The organism is Curtobacterium sp. MCLR17_031 (assembly GCF_003234775.2).
Taxonomy (GTDB): domain Bacteria; phylum Actinomycetota; class Actinomycetes; order Actinomycetales; family Microbacteriaceae; genus Curtobacterium; species Curtobacterium flaccumfaciens.
Window position 1 is genome coordinate 3,775,614 of record NZ_CP126270.1, and the last position, 14,331, is coordinate 3,789,944.

The window sequence follows — 14,331 nt, forward strand, 5'->3', positions numbered from 1 at the left end:
AGCCGCGCGCGCACGGGACCTGTTCATGGTCGCGCCTCATACACTCGTGCTCGGCCCGAACCGACCCCGTGGCCCGCTCCCCGTATGCAGATGCTCCGCACCACGCTCGCCGCAGCCGCGTCGACCCTCGTCGCGCTCGGCCTGGTCGTCGCGCCCGTCGCCACCGATCACGCCTCGGCCGCCACGGCGTCCACCGCCAAGAGCCACGTCGCCGATCCGGCCGCCGCAGACGCGGGGAAGGCGACCATCTCGATCGCCCCGGCGAACCGCGGCGTCGTCCAGCGCGACCAGGACCTCACCCTGTCGGTCACCGTCACGAACGACACCGACGCGGCACTGCCGGCCGGCACCGCGGAGTTCGACATCTTCCGCTCGGTGAGCACGCGCGACGTCCTGGCGAGCTGGCTCAACGACACCACCACGACCGGTTACCTCGGCGCCCCGATGGACTCCGTCGACATCCCGGCGATCCCGGCGCACCGTTCGATCACCATCGACTCGGTCGAGATCGTCTCCGGCAACGTGGCACTCGGCGGGTACTCCTCGTTCGGAGCCCGGCGCATCGCGGCCGAGTACACGGCGGGCGACGCCTTCGCCGTCGACCGCTCTGCGATCACCTGGTACCCGGACTTCGAACAGGCCCCGGTCAGCGTCTCCGTCGCGATGCCGATCACCGTGCCGAAGTCGACCGACGGCATCCTCACCGCCCCCGTGCTGGCCGCGGCGACCTCGGTGGACGGCACGCTCACGCAGCAGCTCGACGCCGCCGAGGACCACAACGTCGCCGTGGCGGTGGACCCGCGGATCATCGCCTCGATCCGGATCCTCGGCGACAACGCCCCGTCGAGCGCGATCACCTGGCTGCAGCGTCTCGAAGCACTGCGCAACGAGACCTTCGCGCTGTCGTACGCCGACGCCGACGTCACCGGTCTGCGCCAGGCCGGGTCCGACGGCATCCTGTCGCCGATCTCCCTCGACCAGTCCGTCAAGTCCGAGAACTTCCCCGGCGCCGAGACCCCGGCACCGACACCGACGGCCACGCCGGGGCAGACCTCGTCGCCGGCCCCCACCGAGGCCTCGAGCGACGGCACAACGACCGACGACGGTACCGACCAGGCGCAGGAGACGCTGCCGACCACGGAGTCCCTGCTCGACTTCCCGTACTCGATGGACTCGATCGCCTGGCCGACCGAGGGCACGGTGTCCTCCGCCGACCTGCCCGCCCTCGAGCGTGCCGGCACGAAGACCACCATCGTCTCGAGCGGCAACACCTCGGCCGGCGCGGACACCACCATCACCGCGTCCGAGAAGATCGGCGACGACCACGTGCTCGTCTCCGACCAGTCGATGTCGTCGATGCTCCGCCGAGCCGCCGCCGCCACCGACCGGCAGACCTGGTCGTCGACGATGTCCGAGCTCACCGCGACACTGGCGACCTCGGCCCGTGCCGCCACCGCCACGGGACCGATCCTGCTGACCCTCGGGCGCGAGTGGCCGTCCGACTCCACCCGGCTCAGCCAGGCGCTGGACGCCCTCGAGAGCACCGCCTGGGTCGCCCCGGCCGACCTCTCCACCGCCTCGAAGGCCGTCGCCGGGTCGCTCACGCTCGCCAGCGCGTCCACCGGCGAGGCCCGGATCGACCAGCTGCAGCGACTCGTGCGGGGGGAACAGGGGCTCTCCGCGTTCGCGACGATCCTCGGCGACCCGAACCAGCTCACCGCGCCCGCCCGGCTCCGTCTGCTCGCGCTCGCCTCGAACGCGTGGCGCGACGACGACCAGGGCCTCGCCGCCGCGGTGGAGGCCCGCACGGCCGCCTGGGCGAAGAGCACCACCGAGGTCGGGATCGTCGACTCGAGCAGCCTCACCCTGCTCGGCGACCGGTCGTCCCTGCCGGTGTCGATCCGCAACAGCTCCGACTACCCGGTCACGGTGCACCTGTCCGTGCAGCCGTCCAACTCGGCGCTGCGTGTGGTCCGCAACGACATCCTCGTCGAGATCCAGCCCGACTCATCCACCCGCGCGACCGTCCCCGTGCAGTCGGTCGCGAACGGCAAGGTGGAGTTGACGATGTCGCTCTCGAGCCCCACCGGCGTCGCCGTGGCCGAGCCCGCGACCGTCGAGCTGAACGTGCAGGCGCAGTGGGAGACGGTCATCACCGCGGCCGCCGCGATCGCCCTGATCGGCATCTTCGGCTTCGGCATCTTCCGCAGCATCCGCAAGCGCATCCGCCGCCGCAACGGCGAGCTCGACGACGAGGACGACGACGACCCGAACCGCCCCCTTGCGGTCCAGCCGACGGTCGGGGGCGCGCAGGCGTCCACCACCCGGCCTGGAGGCACGGATCACCGCTCCGGAGCAGCTTCCACACCCAGCGTGGCCGCGTCCACGGCCGGCACGGCCACCGGAGCGGCGGCCGCGGCCCCGGCTGCAGCGCCGGCTGCAGAGACAACCGCGGCGGTGGACCAGGGCCCCCTGCAGGACGCCATCGCGCGCGCCGGAGCCGAGCCGCGCCTCCCGTCCGACGCAGCACGCAACACCGTCGCGGACGACCGCGACCCCGAGGAGCCGACCATCAGCACCAGCCAGCCCCAGCCCGACGTCGACGCCGAGCCGGTCGCCGAGCGCAGCCTCGGCCGGGCGAGCGCGATGCTGGCCGCCGGCACGATGCTGTCCCGCATCCTCGGCTTCGCGAAGACCTTCGTGCTGGCGTACGCGATCGGGCAGACGCAGTCACCGGCGGCGGATGCGTTCGCGGTGTCCAACCAGCTCCCGAACAACATCTACGCGCTGATCGCGGGTGGCCTGTTGTCCGCCGTGCTCATCCCGCAGATCGTGCGTGCGATGAAGCAGCACACCGACGGTGGCACGGCCTACGTCAACAAGATCGTGACGCTCGGCGGATCCCTGTTCATCGTCATCGCCGTCGTCGCCACCCTGATCGCCCCACTGCTCGTGCAGGTGTACGCGCAGACCGCGTCAGGTGAGGGCAAGGGGTTCACGCCCGGTCAGATCGACCTCGCAGTGGCGTTCGCGTTCTGGTGCCTGCCGCAGATCCTCTTCTACGCGATGTACTCCCTGCTCGGCGAGGTCCTCAACGCGAAGCAGGTGTTCGGCCCGTTCACCTGGGCGCCGCTCATCAACAACGTCATCTCGATCGCCGGGCTCGTCGTCTTCATCGCCATGTTCGGCGGCAGGGCCGCGAACTCCGGCGTCGACGACTGGACTCCGCTCAAGATCGCCGTCCTCGCCGGTAGTGCGACCCTGGGCGTCCTCGCTCAGGCCGCCTTCCTGCCGTTCTTCTGGCGCCGGGCTGGCCTGAGCTTCCGACCTGACTTCCGCTGGCGTGGCGTCGGCCTGAAGTCGACGGGCACGGCGGCCGGATGGCTGTTCGCGATGATCCTCGTCACCCAGCTGGCCGGCATCGTGCAGTCGCGCGTCGCATCGCTGGGTTCCGGTGCGGCGGGCAACGCGGTGCTGCAGAACGCCTGGCTGCTCTTCATGCTGCCGCACTCGATCATCACGGTCTCCATCGCGACGGCGTACTTCACACGGATGAGCCACGACGCGGAACGCGGCGACCTCGACGCCGTGCGGAAGAACCTGTCGCTCTCGCTGCGGATCGTCGGACTGTTCACCGTCTTCGCCTCGATCGCGCTGATGGTCGTCGCCGTGCCGTTCGGACGCATGTTCTCCAACACCTTCGACGGGGCGCTGTCGATCGGCGCGGTCCTGCTGGCCTACATGCCGGGGCTCGTGCTCTTCAGCATGTTGTTCATCATCCAGCGCGTCTTCTGGGCGATGCACGACCACCGGACGCCATTCCTCATGCAGTGCGTCCAGTCGGTGCTGTTCGTGATCGGGGCCCTCGCGGTCAGCACGCTCCCGAACGAGGCGATCGGTGTCGCGATCGCAGCGTGCACCACCCTCGCGGGCACCGCGCAGACGATCGTCGCCCTGGTGCTCGTCCGCAAGCGGCTCGGTGGCATCGAAGGACCCGTGGTCACCCGTTCGCACGTGCAGTTCGTCATCGCCGCGCTCATCGCGGGCGTCGTGGGACTCCTCGTCGTGAACTTCTTCGGGTCGTTCTCGGCGAGCGGCTTCGCGATGGCCGACTTCACCGGAGCGGCCATCACCCTCGTCCTCGCCGGCGCGGTGATGGCAGCCGTGTACTTCGGAGCCCTCGTCGTCGCGAAGAACGGTGAGATCGGCAACGCCGTCCGGATGCTCCGCAGCAAGCTCGGCCGCTGATCCCAGCCGCGCACCGCACGCTCACGGGGCGTGTGGAATGCCTCGCCGGTACGATGGGTTGACCCGGTCAGACGCAACGGAAGGGCAATCAGGCATGCGCCAGCTCATCATCATCGGTTCCGGCCCGGCCGGGTTCACCGCCGGCATCTACGCAGCGCGCGCAGAGCTCAAGCCGCTCATCGTCGCCTCCAGTGTCGAGACGGGCGGTGAACTCACCAAGACGACCGAGGTCGAGAACTTCCCGGGCTTCCCCGAGGGGATCCAGGGCCCCGACCTCATGATCAAGATGCAGGAACAGGCCGAGAAGTTCGGTGCCGAGGTCCTGTACGACGACGCCGTCTCCGTCGACCTCACCGGCAAGGTCAAGAAGGTCACCGTCGGCTCCGGCGAGACGTACGAGGCCCTCGCGGTCATCTACGCCACCGGCTCCGCGTACCGTCACCTCGGCCTCCCCGACGAAGAGCGCCTGTCCGGCCACGGTGTCTCGTGGTGCGCGACCTGCGACGGCTTCTTCTTCCGTCAGAAGAACATCGCCGTCGTCGGTGGTGGCGACTCCGCGATGGAAGAGGCGACGTTCCTCACCCGCTTCGCCGACAAGGTGACGGTCATCCACCGCAAGGACTCCCTGCGTGCGTCGAAGATCATGCAGGATCGCGCGATGAACGACCCGAAGATCGAGTTCGCGTGGAACAAGGAGGTCACCGGCATCACGGGTGACTCCGCGGTCGAGGGCGTCACGCTGAAGGACACGGTGACGGGCGAGGAGTCCGAGCTCGCGCTGGACGGCCTGTTCATCGCGATCGGCAACGACCCGCGCACGCACCTGATCCACGGCCAGATCGACATCGCGCCCGAGGGCACGATCGCTGTTCAGGGCCGTTCGTCGAAGACCAACCTGCCGGGTGTCTTCGCCGCCGGTGACGTCATCGACCCGTCCTACCGTCAGGCCATCACGGCTGCCGGTTCGGGCACGGTCGCCGCACTCGACGCCGAGAAGTACCTCGCCGAGCTCGACGACGCACTGACGGACGAGGCCGAGGGCGTCGCCCCGACCGAGCCCGCCATGGTCGACGTCATCGCCGCCCGCGCCTGACCCGCCTCGGAATACCACGACGGCATCGCCGTTGTACCCCCTGAACGACTTCTCGAAGGAGCACACATGTCCAACGCCAAGGCTGTCACCGACGCCACCTTCTCGAACGAGGTCCTCAAGTCCGACAAGACGATCCTCGTCGACTTCTGGGCCGAGTGGTGTGGCCCGTGTCGCGCGGTCTCGCCGATCCTCGACCAGATCGCCGAAGAGCACGCCGGCAAGATCGAGATCGTGAAGCTCAACGTGGACGACAACCCCCAGTCGGCCATGAACTACCAGATCACGTCGATCCCGGCGATGAAGGTCTTCAAGGGCGGCGAGGTCGTCAAGACCGTCATCGGCGCCAAGCCGAAGCCCGCGCTCGAGGCCGACCTCGCCGAGTTCCTCGCGTAGGTCGCCCCACCCGAACGGCCCCGCTCTCCCCGGAGAGCGGGGCCGTTCTCGTCCGGAGCCACCGGATGACGATCGGCCCCGTCGCGGAACCCTGGTTCCCCGGGCCGATGTCGTAGTGTGGCGGGAATGTCCCACTGAACGGAGCACTCGATGACGAACGGCAACAGCCTCGACCCCTGGTACGACTCCTACGCCCAGCGGACCGCCGGGCTGAGCGCCTCCGAGGTCCGAGCCCTGTTCGCCGTCGCCTCGCGCCCCGAAGTGGTCTCGCTGGCCGGCGGCATGCCGTTCGTCTCCGCACTCCCCAGAGAGCTCGTCACGGGCTCTCTGGACCGTGTCATGAACGAGCACTCCGCCATGGCGCTCCAGTACGGCGGCGGACAGGGCCTGCGGTCCCTCCGTGAGCACATCGTGGACGTCATGAGCCTCGAGGGCATCCGTGCGAGCGCCGAGGACGTCGTGGTCACCACGGGCTCGCAGCACGCCCTCGACCTCGTCACACGGCTCTTCATCGACCCGGGTGACGTCGTGCTCGCCGAGTCGCCGTCCTACGTCGGCGCGATCGGGGTCTTCCGGTCCTACCAGGCAGAGACGGTGCACGTCACGACGGACGAGCTCGGTCTCGTCCCCGAGGCGCTGCGCGAAGCCATCGCGAACCTCCGTACCCAGGGCAAGCGGATCAAGTTCCTCTACACGATCCCGAACTTCCACAACCCGGCCGGCGTCACGATGAGCCGCGAGCGCCGCATCGAGGTGCTCGACATCTGCCGGTCGAACAACATCCTCGTACTCGAGGACAACCCGTACGGGCTCCTCTGGTTCGACGAGCCCGCTCCGCAGGCGATCCGATCGATCGACGAAGAGGGCGTGGTCTACCTCGGCTCCTTCTCGAAGACCCTCGCACCCGGCTTCCGCGTCGGTTGGGCACTCGCGCCGCACGCCATCCGCGAGAAGCTCGTGCTCGCCAACGAGTCGGCCGTGCTCGCGCCGAACTCCTTCGGCCAGTACGTCGTGAACGCGTACCTCGACGCCGCGGACTGGAAAGGCCAGGTCGACACGTTCCGGGGCATCTACGCCGAGCGCCGTGACGCCATGCTGTCCGCACTGGGGGAGTTCCTGCCCGACCTCTCCTGGACGAAGCCGAACGGTGGCTTCTTCGTGTGGCTGACCCTGCCCGAGTCGCTCGACTCCAAGGGCATGCTGCCGCGCGCGGTCAAGGAGCTCGTGGCCTACACACCCGGCACGGCCTTCTACGCGGACGGACGCGGTGGCGGACACATCCGCCTGTCGTTCTGCTACCCGACGCCCGAGCAGATCCGGGTGGGCGTCAAGCGTCTCGCCAACGTCGTCAACGACGAACTCGAACTCATCGAGACGTTCGGCCCGACGACCCGCCCGAACACCGTGGTCCGCGAGACGTCGTCCGTCAGCGCACCGCCCCCGAACATCTCCTGATCAGCGCTTTTCCTCGGTACTGATCGCACAGCACCGCAGTTCCACACCGGAGGACCCCGCATGACCGAGCTCACCCGTCGTCACGTCGTCGTCGTCGCCGGAGGCATCTCGCACGAACGCGACGTCTCCCTCCGCTCCGGTCGTCGAGTCGCCGACTCACTGACCGGCTACGGCTGGCGGGTGGACCTGCGCGACGCCGATGCGATGCTCCTGCCGGCACTCACCGAATCACGCCCGGACGTCGTGTGGCCGGCACTGCACGGCGCCTCCGGTGAGGACGGGGCCCTGCGGGGCATCCTGGAGGCCGTGGACATCCCGTTCGTCGGCTCACGTTCGACGTCGGCTCGGTTGGCATGGGACAAGCCCACGGCGTCAGCGCTGGTCGCCCGCGCCGGCGTCCGCACTCCTCGCTCGGTGACACTGTCCCACGATGTCTTCCGCGAGCTCGGTGCCGTCGGCGTCCTCGAGGCCATCGCCACCGAGCACCCGGTGCCACTCGCCGTGAAGCCGGCGCGAGGCGGGAGCGCACAGGGCGTGACCCTGGTCGACGACGTCAAGGACCTACCCCGGGCCATGGTGACGGCCTACACCTACTGCGACGACGTCGTGGTGGAGCAGCTCATCCGCGGCACCGAGGTCGCCGTGGGGATCATCGACACCGGGGACGGCCCCGTGGCGCTCTCCGCCGTGGAGATCGTGCCGCGCAACGGCATCTACGGATTCGAGGCGCGCTACAACGCGGGGGAGACGACCTTCTACACCCCCGCACGACTGTCCGAGGAGTTCGCCGGAGCAGCCGCGGAGGCTGCGGTGGCCGCGCACGTAGCTCTGGGACTCCGTCATCTGTCCCGCGTCGACCTGATCATCGACGGGGCCGGGACGCCCTGGTTCCTCGAGGCCAACGTGCTCCCCGGGCTCACCGAGACGTCACTGCTGCCGCAGGCGCTGACCGCGTCCGGTTTCGACCTCGGCTGGACCTACGCCGAGCTCGCCGAGCAGGCCATCCGGGATCACCGCGCCTGATTGCTGCTGACCGATGTTCCACGTGGAACACCGGCACGTGTTCTTTACCTGCCCCGCGACGGGCCGTGATGTTCCACGTGGAACGGCGGCATTGAGGCGACTCTCGTGCTCTGCGAGACGACGTGTTCCACGTGGAACATCTCGCCGTGACGCTCCTCACTCAGCGCCGGTGTTGGCGCTCGGCGCGCTCGGCGGGCGCCGAGGCGCCCAAACCGCGTGAACAGACGATCGGAGAGGCCTTGACGTCAATCCGCGCGTTTCACTGCCGCACACCCTTGTGCGCAAGCTTCGACTCCCTCAACCGGCAATCCGAGGTACAGCGTCGGTTCATCCGCTCTGGACTAGCGGACTAGCTGAACGCGATACCTCGAGAGCGAACTCAGGGAACCTCGGGTCGACCGCTCGGAAGAACGTCCCTCGGGTCGCTGGCATGAAGGGCGAGCCGACGGTGGTCACGTCACCACCAACGCACCTGCGTCCGATCGCGTCCGACGAAGGCGTCCTACCGAGCGCTGCATTGCCGCAAGACCGCTCCGCAGGAGTCGCTGGTCCATCGACCCCGGCCCGACCGTCGCAGGGGCTCACAGCGCCACACAACGCCGCGAACAAGATGGTTCAGCCCTCGAGGTCCTCCACCCCGAGCTCACCGAGGATCCGGTTGAGGTCGTCGCCGTTCGCGAAGTCGATCGTGACGGAACTCTTGCGAGCACCGACCGCGATCTTCACCCGCGTGTTGAGGCGATCACCGAGCCGTTCAGCGAGATCGTTGAAGTGTGCCTGGCGCTTCGACGGTTCGGGCTTCGGCTTCGTGGCCGGCGTCTTGGCTGACAGCTGCTGCGCGATCGCCTCAGCCGCGCGCACGGACAGGTCCTCGTTGACGATCTTCTCGGCCAGGTACTCCATCGCCTCGGCGTCCGGAGCGGCGAGGATGGCACGAGCATGTCCGGCAGAGAGCACGCCTGCGGCCACTCGCCGCTGCACGGGGGAGGGGAGCCGCAGGAGTCGGATGGTGTTCGTGATCTGCGGGCGCGATCGACCGATACGCTGTCCGAGCTGTTCCTGGGTGATCCCGAAGTCCGCGAGGAGCTGCTGGTACGCCGACGCCTCTTCCAAGGGGTTGAGCTGCGCCCGGTGGAGGTTCTCCAGCAGTGCGTCGCGCAGCATCGCGTCGTCGGGGGTGTCCTTCACGATCGCCGGGATCGTGCTCAGGCCGAGTTCCTTCGTGGCCCGCAGACGGCGCTCACCCATGATGAGCTCGTATTGCGGCTCGGTGCCCGTCGCGCCAGGGATCGGCCGGACCACGATGGGCTGCAGGACACCGATCTCACGGATCGAATGCACGAGCTCCTGGAGCTCCTCCTCGCGGAACTCCTTCCGCGGCTGCTGCGCGTTGGGGATCACGTCGAGCGGATTGAGGTTGGCGAGACGGGCTCCCGGCACGGCCACCAACTCGTCTGCCGTCGGAGCGGATGCCGGCGAGCCACCCGTCGGGAAGAACACATCGACGGGACGGTCCTGCTGATCGGTCGCCGTCGGGATCAGGGCGCCGATGCCTCGGCCGAGTCCAGTTCGCTTCGGTGCCATCAGTGCTTCGCTCCTCGTGCTGCGATCTCGGCGGCCGCTTCCAAGTAGGACAGCGACCCGGTGGAGTTCACGTCGTACGCGACGACGCTCTGCCCGTAGCTCGGTGCCTCGCTCACGCGGACGGAGCGGGGGATCATCGCCTTGAGGACCTGGTCACCGAAGTGCTCCCGGACGTCGTTCGCCACCTGGTTCGCCAGGTTCGTGCGGCCGTCGTACATGGTCAGCAGGATCGTCGAGACTCGGAGGTTCGGGTTGAGGTGTCGCTCGATCAACTCGATGTTCCGCAGCAGCTGGCTCAGCCCTTCGAGCGCGTAGTACTCGCACTGGATCGGGATGAGTACCTCTTGTGCGGCAACGAAGGCGTTGATCGTCAACAAGCCCAGCGACGGCGGGCAGTCGATGAAGACGTAGTGGTACGGCTCGTCCAGCGACTGCAGGTACATGTCGAGCGCCGTCCGGAGACGCTGCTCACGTGCCACCAGTGACACGAGCTCGATCTCGGCGCCGGCGAGGTGAATGGTGGCCGGCACACACCAGAGCGTGTCCGACTCGGGGGAGGCCTGCACGGTGTCGGCCATCGGTGCCTCGTCGACGATCACGTCGTAGATGCTCGCGACCTCGGCCTGGTGATCGACACCCAGCGCGGTCGAGGCATTGCCCTGCGGGTCCAGGTCGATGACGAGCACACGGGCGCCTCCATGGGCGAGACCCGCTGCCAGATTAACGGTCGTCGTCGTCTTGCCGACGCCACCCTTCTGGTTGGAGACGGTGATGATCCGTGTCTCGGAAGGAAGCGGAAACTGCTGCGTGGCGATCGCGCGCCGGCGACGGTTCAGGTCGGCGATCTCGCGAGCGAGCGGTGTCGACGCGTCGTAATCGGTCGATGAACTCAACGAGTGCCTCTTCCCCGGTTCGATGTTTCACGTGGAACGCGGAGCCACTGGCGGCCGGATGACCCGGCCCGAGCCGCAGCGTCAGTCAACTGTAGCCCGGAAGACGCGGGTGGTCTCGTCGACAACACCTTCTCCGAGCTCGAGCACCTCGACATCAGAGAGGCGCTTCCGAAGGATGACCTTGCGGGCCTTCTCGATCTCTTCATCGACCCGCGCACCCTTCATCAGGATGAGCTGGCCGCCCGAGCGGACCAGCGGCACGGTGAGGGGGATGAGCTTCGACAGGGCGCTGACGGCGCGTGCAGTGACCTGGTCGACCACGACGTCGTCCGCTACGTCCTCGGCACGGCCACGGAGCACCGTGACGTTCTGCAAACCGAGCCGGTCAGACTCAGCCCGGAGCCAATCCGTCCGGCGCTCCATCGGCTCGATGAGGACGAACTCGACGTCCGGACGGGCGATCGCGAGCACGAGACCCGGCAACCCTGCACCCGAACCGACGTCGGCAACGCGACCCCGGGCCTCCAGGAGGGGTGCGAGCAACGCAGAATTGAGGATGTGTCGCGTCCATAAGCGAGGCTGCTCGAGCGGGCCGATCAGGCCCAGCTCCTCACCCCGCCGCGCGAGCTCGTTGGTGAACGAGCGCGCAACCTCGATCTGGTCACCGAAGAGTGCTGCAGCCGCCGCGGGCTCAACTTCGAGCACGGGCGCTGCATCGGTCGGGACGGGTGCGTCCGTCATCGGGTGACGACCGTGTGGCGGTCCCGACCCTCACCCTCGGACTCCGAGTGGAAGCCCTTCTCAGCGACCAGGTCGTGCACGAGCTTGCGCTCGTACGACGACATCGGGGGGAGCGCAGCCGACGACGAACCGGCTTCGATGCGCTCGACAGCGGTGTCAACCAGCCGCTGCAGCTCGTCAGCACGGGCGTCCCGCGAGCCACCGACGTCGAGGATGAGCCGGCTGAACTCTCCGGTCTCCGCCTGCACGGCGATCCGAGTGAGCTCCTGCAGCGCCGTCACGGTGTCGGGCTTCGACAGCACGCGGAGTGCCTCGCCGTCATCGGTGACCGACAGGTAGACGCGACCGGCGCGTTCCTCGATCTCGATGTCGCCGTCGAGGTCGCAGATGTCGAGGAGCTCCTCGATGTAGTCCGCTGCGATGTCCGCTTCGTCGCGGGCGTCCTCGGTCTCGGTGTCCGTCGTCTCGACGGCGCCTGCGGTGTCCTGCTCGGTCACTTACTTCTTCCCGTTCTTCTTCTGGCGCTGCTTGCCGACCGGCTGCTGACGCTGGGTGGTGACGCGCACGGGCTCGATCTCCGTCGCACCGGCGCCGGCACCGGCCTCGGCGAGCACCGGGGTGGCCGTTCCGCGACGCTGTGCCTTCTTGGCCAGGCGGGCTTCACGAGCCAGAGCGGCTTCGGAGCCGGGGGTCGGCATGCTGCGAATGACGAAGTACTGCTGCGCCATCGTCCAGAGGTTCGAGGCCAGCCAGTAGAACATGACGCCGAGGGGGAAGCTCAGGCCCGAGATCACAAAGACCAGCGGGAGGATGTACAGCATCATCTTCTGCTGGCGGTACATCGGAGACTCCTTGGTCTCCGGCGACATGTTCTTGGCGACGAGCTGCAGCTGCGTGATGAACTGCGACGCCGTCATCACGACGATCATGAAGCCTGCGATCGCACGGACCTCCCAGCCGGAGGCGTTCGTGAACGTCTCGTGCAGGGGCGCACCGAACAGGGCCGCGTTGCCGAACGACGCCGCGAGGTCGTTCGTGAGCAGGCCGATGCCCGTCTTGTTGATCTGGGCCTCGTGGAGCACCGAGTACAGCGAGAAGAAGATCGGCATCTGCAGCAGCAGCGGCAGGCAGGAGCTGAGCGGGTTGGTCCCGGTCTCCTTGTAGAGCGCCATCGTCTCGCGGCTCATGGCCTCACGCGAGAACTGGTCCTTCTTGCCCTTGTACTTGTCCTGGATCTTCTTGAGCTGCGGCGCGACCTCGAGCATGCGGCGCTGCGACTTGATCTGCCGCACGAAGATCGGGATCAGCGCTGCGCGCACCACGAACGTCAGGAAGATGATCGAGAGCACCCACGTGATGCCCTCATTCGGGTCCATGCCGATGTTCTCGAAGATCCAGTGGAAGCCGACGAGGATGGCCGAGACCACCCATTTGAGCGGCCAGAGGATCGTTCCGATGATGTCCATGGGGACGGCTACGCCTTTCGAGTGCGCTGGGGGAGCAGGACCGGCCGAACCGTTCCGACCGCGGGCTGCGGATGCTGCGGGATCGGCGCGAGGACGAACCCGAACCGGTTGACGACGAACGGGTGACGGCGTTCCTTGACGTCGTCGATGCCACCAGCAGCCCAGGGGTTGCAACGGGCGATGCGCCAGGCGCCCATGGCGGATCCGCGGACGACGCCGTACTGCTGGATCGCATCAAGGGCGTACCGGGAACACGACGGGTGGTAGCGGCAGACGTTGCCGTACAGCGGGGAGATCACCGCACGGTAGGCCCGGAGCACGACGACGCACGCGTTGCGTGGGAGCAACGCGATGACCCAGGCAAGCCGGGTCCACAGAGTGCGGTTCATGCTGCCTTCTCCACCCCGCGCGCGAAGGAGCGCGTGACGTCTTCGAGCAGGGTAGGCCATCCGGCCTGCGATGCGGCTGGCAGTACACGGACCACCACGTCGAAGCCCTGGGGGGTCTCGGCGAGCAGGTCGTGCGCGATCGCCTTCAGCCGCCGCCTGATCAGGTTCCGGGTCACGGCGTTCCCCACCGTCTTCGCGACGATGAAGCCGAACCGCGTCGGTCCGTTGCGGTCTGCCGTCTGACGGACCACGGACACGACGACGTGCGCCGTGGCGCTCTTGCGACCACGACGCACGACGTTCCGGTAGTCATCCCCGCGCACGATGCGGTTGGCGCTGGCCAACACTGCGACGCCGGGGTCAGACCGAGGACCGGATCAGGCGATGAGCCTGATCAGGCCGAGAGCTCGGTACGGCCCTTGGCGCGGCGCGCCGACAGGATGGCGCGGCCGGCACGCGTCCGCATGCGGAGGCGGAAGCCGTGCTTCTTGGCGCGGCGGCGGTTGTTCGGCTGGAAGGTGCGCTTGCTCATGATGTTCTCCACACGGCTGCTCGCGGCGAGCCGTCACGTATGTGTAGCCGTCCGGGTGTCGAACGACGCAGATGGGCGCGACCAAAGGGCCGCAGTCAACTGGTTAACGGTACGTGACAGCGGCGAGCAGGTCAAACCCCGCCCGGACCGGTTGCGACGGCGGCGTCGGGTCTGCCGTCGCTCGAGGCCATTCTCCACATTGGGGACAACTTCCGTTCGGTGGGACTCGGTCCGGTCCTTTACAGTGGTGTGATCGATCGCCCCGATGGCCGGTACGACAGGGAAGTACTCCTGTCCGACGGCTCGAGGTGGTCGTGGACAACACTGTGGACAACCCTGTGGGAACCTCCGCGGCAACGAGGCGTCGACGAAGCCCCCGGAGCCACCGACGATCCGCCGGCGACGACCTGGTCCCGAGTGCGGTCGCCGAGGACGCCACGGCATGTCCGACCCCGCAGGACGCACCCTCGTCCGACAGCGAACGCACGACACGACCCCTGGAGACGAGCGCGAC

Annotated in this window: 13 protein-coding genes; 5 read left to right on the top strand and 8 right to left on the bottom strand. The window is 68.1% G+C overall.

Annotation, left to right across the window (positions count from 1 at the left end):
- Positions 1-84: 84 nt before the first annotated feature.
- From DEI96_RS17990 to DEI96_RS18010, 5 genes are all read left to right on the top strand, one after another.
- The gene (locus DEI96_RS17990) at positions 85-4,248 is read left to right on the top strand and encodes a DUF6049 family protein (RefSeq protein ID WP_220039105.1); all 4,164 of its coding nucleotides are present in this window, start codon (positions 85-87) and stop codon (positions 4,246-4,248) included.
- Positions 4,249-4,342: 94 nt separating this feature from the next.
- A complete protein-coding gene (gene trxB / locus DEI96_RS17995; RefSeq protein ID WP_071404123.1) occupies positions 4,343-5,341 on the top strand; it encodes a thioredoxin-disulfide reductase in 999 nt (332 codons plus the stop codon).
- Positions 5,342-5,407: 66 nt separating this feature from the next.
- Positions 5,408-5,734: a thioredoxin gene (gene trxA, locus DEI96_RS18000; RefSeq protein ID WP_111022505.1), complete on the top strand. Its 327-nt coding sequence runs from the start codon at positions 5,408-5,410 to the stop codon at positions 5,732-5,734.
- A gap of 150 nt (positions 5,735-5,884) precedes the next feature.
- Entirely contained in the window at positions 5,885-7,189 is a 1,305-nt protein-coding gene (locus tag DEI96_RS18005; protein WP_071404124.1) for an aminotransferase-like domain-containing protein, read from the top strand.
- A 60-nt stretch (positions 7,190-7,249) separates the two neighbouring features.
- Positions 7,250-8,212 (top strand): D-alanine--D-alanine ligase family protein, encoded by a 963-nt coding sequence (locus tag DEI96_RS18010; RefSeq protein WP_111022504.1) that lies wholly within the window; start codon positions 7,250-7,252, stop codon positions 8,210-8,212.
- A 615-nt stretch (positions 8,213-8,827) separates the two neighbouring features.
- Here DEI96_RS18010 and DEI96_RS18015 read toward each other — a convergent pair.
- The 8 genes from DEI96_RS18015 to rpmH form a co-directional block, all read right to left on the bottom strand.
- Positions 8,828-9,796 carry a ParB/RepB/Spo0J family partition protein gene (locus tag DEI96_RS18015; RefSeq protein ID WP_111022503.1) on the bottom strand — a complete coding sequence of 323 codons (969 nt, stop codon included), beginning with the start codon at positions 9,794-9,796 and terminating at the stop codon, positions 8,828-8,830.
- Positions 9,796-10,689 (bottom strand): ParA family protein, encoded by an 894-nt coding sequence (locus DEI96_RS18020; RefSeq protein WP_269149421.1) that lies wholly within the window; start codon positions 10,687-10,689, stop codon positions 9,796-9,798. The genes DEI96_RS18015 and DEI96_RS18020 overlap by 1 nt, the downstream gene beginning before the upstream one ends.
- Before the next feature lie 81 nt (positions 10,690-10,770).
- Positions 10,771-11,430 (bottom strand): 16S rRNA (guanine(527)-N(7))-methyltransferase RsmG, encoded by a 660-nt coding sequence (gene rsmG / locus DEI96_RS18025; protein ID WP_111022502.1) that lies wholly within the window; start codon positions 11,428-11,430, stop codon positions 10,771-10,773.
- Positions 11,427-11,927: a Jag family protein gene (locus tag DEI96_RS18030; RefSeq protein ID WP_071248630.1), complete on the bottom strand. Its 501-nt coding sequence runs from the start codon at positions 11,925-11,927 to the stop codon at positions 11,427-11,429. The genes rsmG and DEI96_RS18030 overlap by 4 nt, the downstream gene beginning before the upstream one ends.
- Positions 11,928-12,896 carry a membrane protein insertase YidC gene (gene yidC / locus DEI96_RS18035; protein WP_027466913.1) on the bottom strand — a complete coding sequence of 323 codons (969 nt, stop codon included), beginning with the start codon at positions 12,894-12,896 and terminating at the stop codon, positions 11,928-11,930. It lies immediately after the preceding gene.
- 8 nt (positions 12,897-12,904) lie between these two features.
- Positions 12,905-13,285 (bottom strand): membrane protein insertion efficiency factor YidD, encoded by a 381-nt coding sequence (yidD, locus tag DEI96_RS18040; protein WP_111022501.1) that lies wholly within the window; start codon positions 13,283-13,285, stop codon positions 12,905-12,907.
- Positions 13,282-13,632: a ribonuclease P protein component gene (rnpA, locus tag DEI96_RS18045; protein ID WP_111022500.1), complete on the bottom strand. Its 351-nt coding sequence runs from the start codon at positions 13,630-13,632 to the stop codon at positions 13,282-13,284. The genes yidD and rnpA overlap by 4 nt, the downstream gene beginning before the upstream one ends.
- 47 nt (positions 13,633-13,679) lie before the next feature.
- Positions 13,680-13,817, bottom strand: a complete 138-nt coding sequence (rpmH, locus tag DEI96_RS18050; RefSeq protein ID WP_022889115.1) for a 50S ribosomal protein L34 — start codon at positions 13,815-13,817, stop codon at positions 13,680-13,682.
- Between the last annotated feature and the right edge of the window lie 514 nt (positions 13,818-14,331).

Coding starts and splice junctions, on each gene's coding strand:
- yidC (WP_027466913.1), bottom strand. CDS start 12,896: ATGGACATCATCGGAACGATCCTCTGGCCGCTCAAATGGGTGGTCTCG.
- trxB (WP_071404123.1), top strand. CDS start 4,343: ATGCGCCAGCTCATCATCATCGGTTCCGGCCCGGCCGGGTTCACCGCC.
- rsmG (WP_111022502.1), bottom strand. CDS start 11,430: ATGACGGACGCACCCGTCCCGACCGATGCAGCGCCCGTGCTCGAAGTT.
- DEI96_RS18015 (WP_111022503.1), bottom strand. CDS start 9,796: ATGGCACCGAAGCGAACTGGACTCGGCCGAGGCATCGGCGCCCTGATC.
- DEI96_RS18005 (WP_071404124.1), top strand. CDS start 5,885: ATGACGAACGGCAACAGCCTCGACCCCTGGTACGACTCCTACGCCCAG.
- DEI96_RS18010 (WP_111022504.1), top strand. CDS start 7,250: ATGACCGAGCTCACCCGTCGTCACGTCGTCGTCGTCGCCGGAGGCATC.
- trxA (WP_111022505.1), top strand. CDS start 5,408: ATGTCCAACGCCAAGGCTGTCACCGACGCCACCTTCTCGAACGAGGTC.
- yidD (WP_111022501.1), bottom strand. CDS start 13,285: ATGAACCGCACTCTGTGGACCCGGCTTGCCTGGGTCATCGCGTTGCTC.
- DEI96_RS17990 (WP_220039105.1), top strand. CDS start 85: ATGCAGATGCTCCGCACCACGCTCGCCGCAGCCGCGTCGACCCTCGTC.
- rpmH (WP_022889115.1), bottom strand. CDS start 13,817: ATGAGCAAGCGCACCTTCCAGCCGAACAACCGCCGCCGCGCCAAGAAG.